The following is a 12,314-nucleotide window of genomic DNA, read 5'->3' on the forward strand; positions in this document are numbered from 1 at the left end:
GCGAGAGGCGTACGCATTGCGGCATGACGAGCCTGCAATTGTGCGTCTCTCGCCGATTTGCAATAAGGTGGCGTGAAGCAAATCACCGCCTCCCTCCCGTTCGAATGGCCCAGCCGTGCCAAGGTTTTGAGCACCGTGGAGACGCTCGTCATCGGCGCCGCCGGCGGTCTGGCCTTCCTGGCCGTGGGCCTTCCGGGCGGGTTGATCTCGGGCTCGATGATCGCGGTCGGGATCGCCGCGATTGCCGGACGCCAGCTTGCGGTCCCACCGCTCCTCACCCAGACCGTACTGGTGCTGCTCGGTATTTCGCTGGGCTCCGTCGTTTCGCGCCATCTGATCCAGCAAGTCAGCGCCTATCCGCTGACCATCGGCCTCTTGGCGCTCGCCACCTTCTGCTCGACCTTCGGCTCGAGCTATTACCTCCAGCGCATCCATGGCTGGGACCGCACCTCGGCCTTCCTCGCCGGCAGCCCCGGCGCGCTGTCGCAGATCACGATTTTGGCGGTGGAGCGCGGCGCCGACCTGCCGGGCATCGCGGTGGTGCAGACCATGCGCGTCATCATCCTCACCGCGGCGCTGCCGATGGTGCTGGCGATCGCGGGCGCCGCCGCGCCCTCCGTCACGCCGTTGCTGACGACAGCGATTGCCTCGCCACTCGATCTTGTTGAGCTGGTCGCCGCCGCGCTGGCGGCATCGCTGGTGCTTCGGCTGATCAAGTTTCCGGCGAGCTGGATGTTCGGCGCGATGATCGCCTCCAGCGTGCTGCACGGCGCAGGCTGGGTCGAGGGCGGCCTGCCCAACTGGGTGCGCGGCGTCGCGCTGGTGGGCATCGGCGCGCTGATCGGCAGCCGCTTTGCCCGGATGCGAATCAAGACGCTGGCCGGCCACATCAATGCCGCGCTGGGCTCGTTCGCCGTGGCAATCGCCGTCTCCTCGATCTTCGTCGGCATCGTCGCAGTCACGACGCAGGTGAAGTTTTCCGACGTCGTTGTTGCGTTTGCGCCCGGCGCGATGGACGCCATGCTTGCGCTGGCGCTCACGCTGCACATCGATCCGATCTTCGTCGGCGCCCATCACCTCTCGCGCTTCGTGTTCGTGACGATCGCGACGCCTGGCATCGTGCACCTGTTCGGCCGCACACAGGACGACGTGGACGATTAGGCGTTTTCTCCGGTCGTTTGCCCCTTCAGCGCAGCAAGCTGCGCCTCGAGCTCCGCAATCCGCTGGTCTCTTGCCGCTAACGCCACCGCCACATCCGGGGCGTCGAATTTCTGCGGAATGTGCTGGGGGCAGTTGGTGTCCCAGGCCGCGATCCTGAACACGATCACCTGCTCGGGCCGGGCGCGATAGCCCTTCGGCATCATCGCATCCGTCAGAGCATCGTCGTCCTCGACCACGCGCGCCTCGCCCCAGATCTTCACCCGACGGCGGTGGGCATAGTCCATCACGAAGATGTAGGCCTTGGGATTCTCGGAGAGATTGCCTTGCGTCAGATATTGCTGGTTGCCGGCATAGTCGGCAAAAGCGAGCGTCTGCTTGTCCAGCACCTTCAGAAAGCCCTTCGGACCGCCGCGGTGCTGGATATAGGGCTGGCCGTCCGCTGAGGCGGTAGAGAAATAGAAGCTGTTGGCATCGGCGAGGAAGGCTTCGAGGTTCTCGTCGACCTCGGTGCGCCAACCGCGCTGCTCGGCGCGGCCATAGGCCTCGCGGGAGCCCTTGCGCGCCTGGATCACCTTCACCGCGGGGGTAAAGGCGACATCGCTGGCATAGGTATGAATCGCGGTCATCGGAAAATCTCCTGAAAATTCCGGCGCATCTCTGCGTCTTTCGAGGACCAGATGGACCTTCCGGCGATCAAAACAATCAGCCCGCTTGACACTTCATCGTTCCGATATATGCAATAATCCCTATGGACCGCCTCGAAGCCATGCACGTCTTCGTCACTGTCGCCGATTTGCGCGGCTTTGCGCCGGCGGCGCGCAAGCTGCGGCTGTCGCCATCGGCGGTGACAAGGCTGATCGCGGCGCTTGAAGACCATCTCGGCGCACGGCTGCTGCAGCGGACCACGCGGCAGGTGAGATTGACCGACGTCGGCACGCGCTATCTGGAACGCGCCCGGCGGATCCTCGCCGACGTCGAGGACGCCGACGGCTCGGCGCGGGAGGAGCGCAACCGGCCGAGCGGACGGCTGGTGGTGTCGGCCCCGGTCGGCTTCGGCCGGCTGCATGTCGGCCCGGTCATGACCGACTATCTCAAGCGCTATCCCGAGGTCGCCTGCGAACTCAGGCTCTCGGACAACCTCGTCAACCTCGTGGAAGACGCCGTCGACGCTGCCGTCCGTATCGGCCATCTCGCCGACTCCTCGCTGGTTGCGCGCCAGGTCGGCGAGATGCGGCGGATCACGGTGGCGACATCAGGCTATTTGAAGCGACACGGCGAGCCGAAGACGCCGGAGGCGCTGCGCGAGCATCAGACCATCCTGTTCGGTCCCGCGACGGCGTGGCGCTTCGCGCAGGATGGCCGCGACATCGAGGTGACGCCGTCCCCGCGCTTCACCAGCAACAGCGCCGACGCCGCTCTGCAATATGCCGAGGCCGGCGGCGGCATCACGCGCGTGCTCGCCTATCAGGCCGCCGAGGGCCTAAAGCGCGGTCGGCTGAAAATCCTGCTGGCGAAATACGAGCAGCCGGCGCTGCCGATCCACATCGTCTACCCGACCTCGCGCCTGCTTTCGGCCAAGGTGCGCGCCTTCATCGATCTCGTGGTGGAAACGACTGCGTGGAAGTTTGGGTAGGCTTCGGCACCACACGGAACGTCCCACTGGCACGTGCGATCACGGCGCCGTCGGCCTTGATCAGGCTCTGCGCGAAGCAGATCGTCTTGCCGGTCTTGATCACGTCGCTCTCGATCGAACACCATTGGCCGATCTCGGCCGAGCCGACGAAATCAATCGACAGCGAGACCGTCACGAACGAGGTGGTCCAGTCCGTCGCTTGCGCGCAACTATAGCCCATCGCGTTGTCGGCGAGCGTGGTGATCAGGCCGCCATGGATCAGGCCGCGGCCATTGGTGTGCGGCCGTGCCAGCCGCAGGCCGATGATCACGGCCCTCTCAGTTTTCTTCGCATAGAGCGGCTCCCACGGTTCGGTCAGCGGGCTCTTGCGGGAAAGCGGCTCGAAGCCGTCGGGGATGTCGGTGTCGGTCATGCGTGTCTCGCGTCGCTATTGGGTTACTGGCAATGAACGCGATGTGGATGACAGTTTCACCGCCTACAAAGTTTTAAACGTGATTTGCGCGGATGTTTGAAACGCGCCACGCCGCAATGACAGAGCCGTAGGGTGGGCAAAGCGAAGCGTGCCCACCAACTTTCTCAATGGTGGAGAGATGGTGGGCACGGCGCGCCGCGCCTTTGCCCACTCTACGGCGCCGACTCCGCCGCCCTAAAAAGGCAATCCCACATAATTCTCCGACAGCGATGTCATCGCGGCCTGCGACTGCGTGACGTAGTCGAGCTCGGCGACCTGGATACGCGCGCCGATGCTGCCATTATCAGGGAATTTGTGCAGCATCGAGGTCATCCACCAGGAGAACCGCACGGCCTTCCAGACGCGCGCAAGCGCCTTGGCGGAATAGGCATCGATGCCGGCGTTCGATTTCTCGTCGTAGAACTCTCGAAGCGCGCTCGACAGATAATGGGCATCGCTCGCAGCCAGGTTCAGCCCCTTGGCGCCGGTCGGCGGCACGATGTGGGCGGCATCGCCGCACAGGAACATCTTGCCGAAGCGCATCGGCTCGGCGACGAAGCTGCGCAACGGCGCGATGCTCTTCTCGATCGAGGGGCCTGTCACGAGATTATCGGCCGCTTCCTGGTCCAGCCGGCGCTTCAATTCGTCCCAGAAGCGATCGTCGGACCACTGGTCGACATGGTCATCGAGCGAACACTGCAGATAATGCCGGCTGCGCTTCATCGAGCGCATGGCGCAGAGCGCAAAGCCCCGTGCATGGTTGGAATAGATCAGCTCGTGGCTGACCGGCGGCGTCTCGGACAAAATGCCGAGCCAGCCGAACGGATAGACCCGCTCGAACTCCTCGATTGCCGAGGCCGGCACGCTGGCGCGGCTGATCCCGTGAAAGCCGTCGCAGCCGGCGATGAAATCGCAATCGAGCGTGTGGGTGACGCCGTCCTTCACCCAGGTTACGCGCGGGTGACCGCCGTCGAAATCATGCGGCTGCACGTCCTTGGCCTCGTAGACGGTGGTGAGGCCGGCGGCTTTCCGCGCATTCATCAGGTCGAGCGTGACCTCGGTCTGGCCATAGATCATGACCGTCTTGCCGGTCGCGCCCGTCATGTCGATGCGATGACGGCGGCCGGCGAAGGCGAGTTCGATCCCTTCGTGAACCAGGCCTTCCGCATGAGCCCTTGCTCCGGCACCGACTTGATCAAGCAGCCCAACAGTCCCCTCCTCCAGGAGGCCCGCGCGGATGCGGCCCAGCACGTAGTCCGGGCTTTGCCGCTCAAGAATGAAGTTGTCGATACCGTATTTGTGCAGAAGTTGCCCAAGCAACAATCCTGCCGGCCCGGCCCCGATGATTGCGACTTTTGTCCGCAATACTTGCTCCTCCCGATCCTGTAGGCTTTCGTCGCGGCTCGCTTGTCGCGATCGTCCGCGCGCGATAATTATATCATATAACGGTTGGGCAAAAGGGAGGCTGGTCGCCGGGCAGCGACAAATCCATGCAACATCGCTGACGTAGATGACGCACCAGTTCCGGCTTGAACGCACCGGCCAATTAGATAACATGTTAACTAACGAGACCGGGCCATCGAAGCCCGCCGTCAAAAGAGGGAGAGACACGTGATGAGGAAAGCCTGTCTGGCTTTGCTGCTGGCAGCAAGCGTGACGCCTGCGTTCGCGCAGGACAAGACCTTCGATTTGAAGATCTCGCACTGGGTGCCGGCCTCGCATCCGCTGCAGAAATCGCTGGAAGACTGGGCCGCCGCGGTCGAGAAGGATTCCGGCGGCACCATCAAGGGCAAGGTGTTTCCGGCCCAGCAGCTCGGCAAGGCCTTCGACCATTACGACATGGCGCGCGATGGCATCGCCGACGTCACCTACGTTAATCCGGGCTATCAGCCCGGCCGCTTCCCGATCATCGGCGCAGGCGAATTACCGTTCCTGATCTCGGACGCCAAGGGCGGCTCGATGGGGCTGGACGCCTGGTATCGCAAATATGTCGAGAAGGAAATGAAGGACGTCAAATATTGTCTCGCCTTCGTCCACTCGCCCTCCTCCTTCCACGCCCGCACCAAGAAGATCGTGATGCCGGAGGACGTGAAGGGCATGAAGATCCGCCCGGCCCACGCCACCATGGCGAACTTCGTCACCTCGCTCGGCGGCACCAACGTGCAGTCCTCCGCACCTGAAGTGCGTGACATCATCGAGCGCGGCGTCGCCGACGGCGTCACCTTCCCCTGGGGCTCGCTGGTGCTGTTCGGCATCGACAAGGTGACGAAGTACCACATGGAAGCGCCGCTCTACACCACGACCTTCGTGTTCGTGATGAACAAAGACAAGTACGATTCGATGTCCGACAAGCAGAAGGCCGCGATCGACAAGAATTGCTCGACCGAAATGGCCGGCGTGGTCGGCGAGCACTGGGGCAAGTTCGAGGATGCCGGCATCGACAAGGTGAAGGCGGAAGCAGGTCATGAGGTCTACAAGCTGACACCGGACCAGACCGCGTCCTGGAAAAAGGCGGCCGAGCCGCTGGTCAAGACCTGGGGTGATGGCGCCAAGAAGGCCGGCGTCGATCCCGACGCTGCGCTCGCGGATCTGAAGACGTCGCTGAAGAAATACAACGCGCTGGCGGAGTAGCCTCGCTTCGAGAGAAGCGCGGCGGCGAGGGGCATCTTGCCGCCGTTGTTATGCAAGTGCGCTGTTAGGAGCGCACGACGCTCCCCCTCCCCGCGTGCGGGGAGAGGGGTGGGGTGAGGGGGAGTCTCTCCGCGGGGGCGGTGACAGTCGGACTCGCGGAGAGTCCCCCCTCACCCGCCACGCTCAGGCGCGCAAGTGCGCTGCCGAGCCTGTCGGCTTCTCCCGCAAGCGGGGAGAGGCGAAGGACCGCGGCCGGAGTCGAGAACGAGAATGACATCACTTAGGACACACCCATGAAGCGCGCCTGGATGGATCGCGTGATCGATTCGATCGAATGGATTGCAGCTGCCTTCGTCGGCATCGTCGCGCTCGACATCTTCCTGTCGGTGCTGCTGCGCAACACGCTGAACTATTCGATTCCCGACAGCTTCGACATCGGCCGCATGCTGCTCGGCATCCTCATTTTCTGGGGCATTGCCGCGACCTCGTATCGCGGCACGCACATCACGGTCGATCTTGTCTGGGGCAATGTCAGCCCCCGCTACCAGCGCTGGATCGACGTCTTCGCGACGCTGGTGCTGCTGTTCGTCGTCACCGTTCAGACCTGGACATTATTCGACAAGGTTCGCGGCACCTACAAGGACAATGTCCAGACTTTTGACATGCACATGCCGACGTGGCCGTTCTTCGCGATCGCCTGGATCGGCGACGTCTCGGCCGTGCTGCTGATCGCGATCCGCACTTACCGGCTGATCTTCCATCCCGAAGACATGCACGACCCCAAGCTGAAGGCGACGGAGTAATCATGAGCACCGATGCCGTCGCCGTTCTCGGCTTCGTTTCCCTGTTCGCACTGATGCTGCTGCGCGTGCCCGTCGGCATGGCCATGGGCCTTGTCGGCGTCACCGGCTTCTCCTACCTGGTCGGCGCAACACCCGCGCTGAAGTTGGTCGGCCAGACCTCGATGCGCACGGTCACCGACTACACTTTCGGCGTCATTCCGATGTTTTTGCTGATGGGTTCCTTCGTCAGCAATTCCGGCATGAGCCGCGAGTTGTTCCGCGCCGCCAACGGTTTCGTCGGGCACTTGCGCGGCGGGCTTGGTATCGCCACCGTCGGCGCCTGCGGCGGCTTTGCCGCGATCTGCGGCTCGTCGGTCGCGACCGCCGCGACCTTCTCCGCTGTCGCCTATCCCGAGATGCGCCGCTTCGGCTATCCGCAGTCCTTTGCGACCGGCGTGATCGCGGCCGGCGGCACGCTCGGCGCGATGCTGCCGCCCTCGACCGTGCTTGCGGTCTACGGCATCATCACCGAGCAGGACATCGGAAAACTCTTCATCGCCGGCATCATTCCGGGCCTGCTGGCGATGACCATGTACATGGTCACGATCTTCCTGATTGGCTATTTCCGCCCTGACTTCCTGCCCAAGGGCAAGGTGCTGCCGTGGCGCGAGCGCTTCGCCGGCCTGAAGGAGATCTGGGCGCCGGTGCTGCTGTTCGTGTTCGTGATCGGCGGCCTCTACGGCCTGCCCTACCTGCCCCGCTTCACACCGACCGAGGCCGGCGGCGTCGGCGCTGCCGGCGCCTTCATCATCGGCGTGGTCACGGGGCGGCTCGACCGTGAGAAGGTGCTGGCCTCGCTGCTGCAGGCGACGCGCACGGCCGCGGCCGTGTTCACCGTGCTGATCGGCGCGCTGATCTTCGGCTATTTTCTGACGGTGACACAGACGCCGCAGAAGGTCACCGAGTTCCTTACCGGCCTCGGTCTCGGTCCCTACGGCGTGCTTGCGCTGATCATGGTGATGTACCTCGTGCTCGGCTGCCTGATGGATGCCATGGCGATGATCATCCTGACCGTGCCGATCATCTTCCCCGTCATCACGCATCTCGGCTTCGATCCGATCTGGTTCGGCGTCATCATCGTCATGACCGTCGAGCTCGGCCTGATCCATCCACCGGTCGGCATGAACGTCTTTGTTATCAAGAGCGTGGTGAAGGACGTGTCCTTTTCCACGATTTTCAAAGGCGTGATCCCGTTCGTGGCGACCGACCTGGTGCGGCTGGTGATTTTGATCGCGTTCCCATTGCTGGCCACCTGGCTGCCGACGCGGATGATGGCTCATTGAGAGGCGAAGCGATGACCACGCCGACGCTCGAGGCGAAATACGTTGTGCATCAGGTGGTGTGAGCCGTTTATTGACAAATGCATCTCGATGTGCATAAATACACACCATGAATAGCCGAGAGATTATCTCGGCCCTTCAAAGGGATGGCTGGGTCCAGGTGGCTCAAAAAGGCAGCCACGTCCAGTTCAAGCACCCGACGAAAACGGGCCGCGTCACTGTCCCTCATCCGAAACGGGACATCCCGCTCGGGACGCTGAAGAGTATCGAAAAGCAATCAGGCCTGAAGCTGAGGTGAACGCCATGCGTCATTACATCGGTCTGATCCACAAGGATGCCGATAGCGATTTCGGGGTATCGTTTCCCGATCTGCCAGGCGTCGTGACCGCGGGCACCACGCTCGATGATGCACGCGACATGGCCGAAGAGGCGCTGGCGCTTCATCTCGAAGGCATGGCGGAAGATGGAGACGCGGTTCCCGAGCCTTCGTCGCTCGAGGAGATCATGTCGGATCCGAAGAATCGCTCGGGCGTCGCCATTCTGGTTTCGGTAAAGAACGACCAGCCCAAGATCGTGCGCGTCAATGTCACATTGCCCGATGACGTCCTTGAGCAGATCGACAAATACGCCGAGACGCACGGGTACACCCGTTCCGGTCTGCTCGCCCAGGCCGCCAAGAGGATGATTACGGAGACGGCGTGAGCCGTTCTCGCACGCCATCAGTCCTATCTCGCGTGTCGGCACAGCCCCTCGCAAACATCATCGCGAAGGTGACCCATATTGACTCCTCCAGAATTCGTTATACAACATAACTATTCTGATAAGGACGCAAATGACACAGGGAAACGCCGAGACCGCTGACGCGGGCGCCTCCGGGCTGCTTCAGATCGAGAGGGTGGACCGGGTTCTGACCGTGGGTCTGAACCGGCCAGCCAAGCGCAATGCGCTCAACGACGGCATCATCCTGGAAATCGGCGAATGCTTTGCGTCCCTGCCCGAGGACATCGGCGCGGTCGTCATTCACGGCGTCGGCGACCATTTCTCCTCCGGCCTCGACCTGTCCGAGCTTCAGGATCACGACGCCACCGGCGGCCTGCTGCATTCGCAGATGTGGCACCGGGTATTCGACCGCATCCAGTACAGCCGCGTGCCCGTGATTGCCGCGTTGAAGGGCGCCGTGATCGGCGGTGGGCTCGAGCTTGCTTGCTCCGCCCACATTCGCGTCGCCGAGCCCACAGCCTATTTCGCGCTGCCTGAGGGACAACGCGGCATCTTCGTCGGCGGCGGCGGTTCGGTACGGCTGCCGCGGCTGATCGGCGTCGCGCGCATGATGGACATGATGCTGACGGGCCGCGTCTATAGCGCGACCGAGGGCACGTCTTACGGCTTTGCGCAATATGTCACCGAAGCCGGTAACGGCCTCACCAAGGCGCTGGAGCTTGCGACCAAGATCGCCTCCAACGCGCCGCTGACGAATTTTGCCGTACTCCAGGCGTTGCCGATGATCGCGGAGGCCAATCCGCAGACCGGCCTCCTGATGGAATCGCTGATGGCGACGGTCGCACAGAGCGACAAAGAGGCAAAACGCAGGATCCGCGAATTCCTCGAGCACAAGACCGCCAAGGTAAAGCCGAAATCATGAGTATGCAGCCGTCCTCTTCCAGCACAGAGCGCGGCGCGAGCAATTCTCCGCTGCGGCCGATCTCGTTTGGCGATCCCCTCGTCGACATCGAACGGCACGCCGATGGCACGATCTATTTGCGGCCAAAGCAGCCGCTCGGCGGCTATCCGGCCCGCATCACCGATCGCCTGCATCACTGGGCGACGACGACGCCGGACCGCGTGTTCATGGCGGAGCGCGAAGGCGGCCGGGGCTGGCGCAAAATCACCTATGCCGAGCTGCTCACGGCGAGCCGGCACATCGCATCAAGCCTGCTTCAGCGCGGCCTCTCGGCGGAGAGACCGGTCGTCATCCTCTCTGGCAATTCGATCGACCATGCGCTGCTGGCGTTCGGCGCGTTCTATGCCGGCATTCCGTTCTGTCCGGTATCGCCGGCCTATTCGCTGGTGTCGAAGGATTACGGCAAGCTCTCCTACCTGATGAAGCTGCTGACACCCGGCCTCGTCTTCGCCGAGGACGCCGACAAATTCGCGGACGCGCTCGCCGCCAACGTCTCGCTCGGCACCGAGATCGCCGCGTCCTATGGCGATGTGCCCGGCCGCGACGTCACGCTGCTCGCCGACCTCATCGCGACGCCGATCCGCAGCGATCTCGAGGAAGTGCACGGCAAGATCGGCCCCGACACGATCGCAAAATTCCTGCTGACGTCAGGCTCGACCGGCAATCCCAAGGCCGTCATCAACACCCAGCGCATGATCTGCGCCAACCAGGTGATGCTGCGCGAGACGCTCGCCTTCCTCAAGGACGAACCGCCCGTCATCATCGACTGGCTGCCCTGGAATCACACCTTTGGCGGCAACCACAATATCGGGCTGACGCTCTACAATGGCGGCTCGATGTATCTCGACGCCGGCAAGCCGATGCCGGGCGGCATCGAGGAGACCGTGCGCAACCTCCAGGAGATCTCGCCGACGGTCTATTTCAACGTACCCAAGGGCTACGAGTCGCTGCTGCCTTATTTGCGCGACGACCCGGGCCTGCGTGCAAAGTTCTTCGACCGGCTGCACGCGATGTTCTTCTCGGGCGCGGCGCTGTCGCCCTTCGTCTGGAACAGTCTCGACGAGCTCGCGGTGAAGGAAAAAGGCTATCGCGTGCCGATGCTGACCGGCCTCGGCGCGACCGAGACCGCGCCGTTCTTCATGTCGGTCAATCCGCGTACCAGCCGCTCCGGCCATGTCGGACTGCCGGTGTCAGGCAACGATGCCAAGCTCGTGCCAAACAACGGCAAGATGGAGGTGCGCGCCAAGGGCCCGAACGTGATGCCCGGCTATTGGCGCCAGCCCGACATCACCGCGAAATCCTTCGACGAGGAAGGATTTTACAAGATGGGCGACGCGCTCAAGCCCGCCGACCCCGATGATCTCAACGCCGGCTTCGATTTCGACGGCCGCGTCAGCGAGGATTTCAAGCTCGCGAGCGGCACCTGGGTCAGCGTCGGTCCGCTGCGTGCGCGCTTCGTCGCGGCCTGCGCACCGCTGGTGCGCGACGTCGTCATCGCCGGCATCAACCGCGACGAGGTCTCCGCGCTGGTGCTGCTCGATCTCGACGGCTGCCGCCTGATCAACCCGACCCTGCCGGCCGACGATCTCACCGTCACCGCCCGCGACCGGCTGGTCCGTGAGGCTTTCCGCGAGCGCCTGATCCAGTTCCTTTCTTCGGCCACCGGCTCCTCGACGCGGATCACGCGCGCCATCCTGCTGGATGCGCCGCTGTCGATCGACAAGGGCGAGGTCACCGACAAGGGCTCGATCAACCAGCGCGCGGTGCTCGAGCATCGCGGCGCGCTGATCGAGGAGCTCTACGCTGCCAATCCATCGGACCGTGTGATATCGGTCGGCTAAGAAATCATAAGGAGAACGCCATGTTGTTGAAGGATCAGGCGGCCATCGTTACCGGCGGCGCATCGGGGCTGGGCGCTGCAACTGCGCGAAAACTGGCGGCGCAGGGCGCCAAGGTCGCGGTGTGCGACCTCAATGCCAAGCTCGCGGAGAGCGTTGCCGCCGAGATCAAGGGCGTGGCCGTGACCTGCGACGTCTCTGACGCGGCCTCCGCTGAAGCCGCGATCGCGCAGGCGACTAAGGCCCATGGCCCGGCCCGCGTGCTGGTCAACTGCGCCGGTATCGGCGTTGCCAAGCGTGTCGTCGGCCGCGACGGCCCGATGGCGCTCGCCGATTTCGACAAGGTAATCAAGGTCAATTTGATCGGCACTTTCAACATGCTGCGCCTTGCCGCCGCCGAGATGTCCAAACTGGAGCCGCAGGCGACCGGCGAGCGCGGCGTCATCATCAACACGGCGTCCGTCGCCGCCTATGACGGCCAGATCGGCCAGTCGGCCTATTCGGCGTCAAAGGGCGGCATCGTCGGCATGACGCTGCCGATCGCGCGCGAGCTCGCCCAATTCGGCGTCCGCGTGCTGACGATCGCACCCGGCCTGTTCCTCACGCCCCTGCTGGCCAATCTGCCGCAGGAAGCCCAGGATTCGCTGGCCGCCGCGATCCCCTTCCCGCGCCGGCTCGGCCACGCCGACGAATTCGCCGCGCTCGCACTTCACATGGTCGAGAACTCTTACCTCAACGGCGAAGTGGTGCGCCTCGACGGTTCGCTGCGCATGGCGCCGAAGTAGGACGCGAAAACG

13 protein-coding genes are annotated in these 12,314 nt (G+C 63.5%); 10 read left to right on the top strand and 3 right to left on the bottom strand.

Features of this window, described 5'->3' with window-relative positions:
- Positions 1-72 precede the first annotated feature (72 nt).
- Entirely contained in the window at positions 73-1,161 is a 1,089-nt protein-coding gene (locus YUA_RS0110500; RefSeq protein ID WP_027530645.1) for an AbrB family transcriptional regulator, read from the top strand.
- Here YUA_RS0110500 and YUA_RS0110505 read toward each other — a convergent pair.
- Positions 1,158-1,787, bottom strand: a complete 630-nt coding sequence (locus YUA_RS0110505) for a pyridoxamine 5'-phosphate oxidase family protein (RefSeq protein ID WP_027530646.1) — start codon at positions 1,785-1,787, stop codon at positions 1,158-1,160. The two genes, YUA_RS0110500 and YUA_RS0110505, sit on opposite strands and share 4 nt — an antisense overlap.
- Positions 1,788-1,909: 122 nt before the next feature.
- Here YUA_RS0110505 and YUA_RS0110510 point away from each other — a divergent pair, with 122 nt between their 5' ends.
- Complete coding sequence (locus YUA_RS0110510) at positions 1,910-2,794, top strand: LysR family transcriptional regulator (protein ID WP_027530647.1); 885 nt, start codon at positions 1,910-1,912, stop codon at positions 2,792-2,794.
- Here the strand turns inward: YUA_RS0110510 and YUA_RS43775 are convergent.
- The gene (locus YUA_RS43775) at positions 2,751-3,206 is read right to left on the bottom strand and encodes a PaaI family thioesterase (protein ID WP_051383137.1); all 456 of its coding nucleotides are present in this window, start codon (positions 3,204-3,206) and stop codon (positions 2,751-2,753) included. The genes YUA_RS0110510 and YUA_RS43775 overlap by 44 nt on opposite strands.
- Positions 3,207-3,440: 234 nt before the next feature.
- Positions 3,441-4,610 (bottom strand): 4-hydroxybenzoate 3-monooxygenase, encoded by a 1,170-nt coding sequence (pobA, locus tag YUA_RS0110520; RefSeq protein WP_027530648.1) that lies wholly within the window; start codon positions 4,608-4,610, stop codon positions 3,441-3,443.
- Positions 4,611-4,859: 249 nt separating this feature from the next.
- On the opposite strand from pobA, the gene YUA_RS0110525 reads away from it, so the two are divergent.
- The 8 genes from YUA_RS0110525 to YUA_RS0110560 all read left to right on the top strand — a co-directional run bounded on the left by YUA_RS0110525 (position 4,860) and on the right by YUA_RS0110560 (position 12,302).
- Positions 4,860-5,876 (top strand): TRAP transporter substrate-binding protein, encoded by a 1,017-nt coding sequence (locus YUA_RS0110525; protein ID WP_027530649.1) that lies wholly within the window; start codon positions 4,860-4,862, stop codon positions 5,874-5,876.
- A 293-nt stretch (positions 5,877-6,169) separates the two neighbouring features.
- Positions 6,170-6,679, top strand: coding sequence for a TRAP transporter small permease (locus YUA_RS0110530; RefSeq protein WP_027530650.1), 510 nt, complete (start codon positions 6,170-6,172; stop codon positions 6,677-6,679).
- Positions 6,680-6,681: 2 nt separating this feature from the next.
- The gene (locus tag YUA_RS0110535; protein WP_027530651.1) at positions 6,682-8,001 is read left to right on the top strand and encodes a TRAP transporter large permease; all 1,320 of its coding nucleotides are present in this window, start codon (positions 6,682-6,684) and stop codon (positions 7,999-8,001) included.
- A gap of 106 nt (positions 8,002-8,107) precedes the next feature.
- Positions 8,108-8,296, top strand: a complete 189-nt coding sequence (locus tag YUA_RS0110540) for a type II toxin-antitoxin system HicA family toxin (RefSeq protein WP_027530652.1) — start codon at positions 8,108-8,110, stop codon at positions 8,294-8,296.
- A gap of 5 nt (positions 8,297-8,301) precedes the next feature.
- Positions 8,302-8,700 (top strand): type II toxin-antitoxin system HicB family antitoxin, encoded by a 399-nt coding sequence (locus YUA_RS0110545; RefSeq protein WP_027530653.1) that lies wholly within the window; start codon positions 8,302-8,304, stop codon positions 8,698-8,700.
- A gap of 130 nt (positions 8,701-8,830) precedes the next feature.
- On the top strand, positions 8,831-9,640 hold the full coding sequence (locus YUA_RS0110550) for a crotonase/enoyl-CoA hydratase family protein (protein WP_027530654.1): 810 nt from the start codon (positions 8,831-8,833) through the stop codon (positions 9,638-9,640).
- Positions 9,637-11,520, top strand: a complete 1,884-nt coding sequence (locus YUA_RS0110555; protein ID WP_027530655.1) for a feruloyl-CoA synthase — start codon at positions 9,637-9,639, stop codon at positions 11,518-11,520. Before YUA_RS0110550 ends, YUA_RS0110555 begins: the two co-directional genes overlap by 4 nt.
- A 20-nt stretch (positions 11,521-11,540) precedes the next feature.
- Positions 11,541-12,302 (top strand): SDR family NAD(P)-dependent oxidoreductase, encoded by a 762-nt coding sequence (locus YUA_RS0110560; RefSeq protein WP_027530656.1) that lies wholly within the window; start codon positions 11,541-11,543, stop codon positions 12,300-12,302.
- The last annotated feature ends 12 nt before the right edge of the window (positions 12,303-12,314 follow it).

It is taken from the genome of Bradyrhizobium sp. WSM3983, from assembly GCF_000473045.1.
Taxonomy (GTDB): domain Bacteria; phylum Pseudomonadota; class Alphaproteobacteria; order Rhizobiales; family Xanthobacteraceae; genus Bradyrhizobium.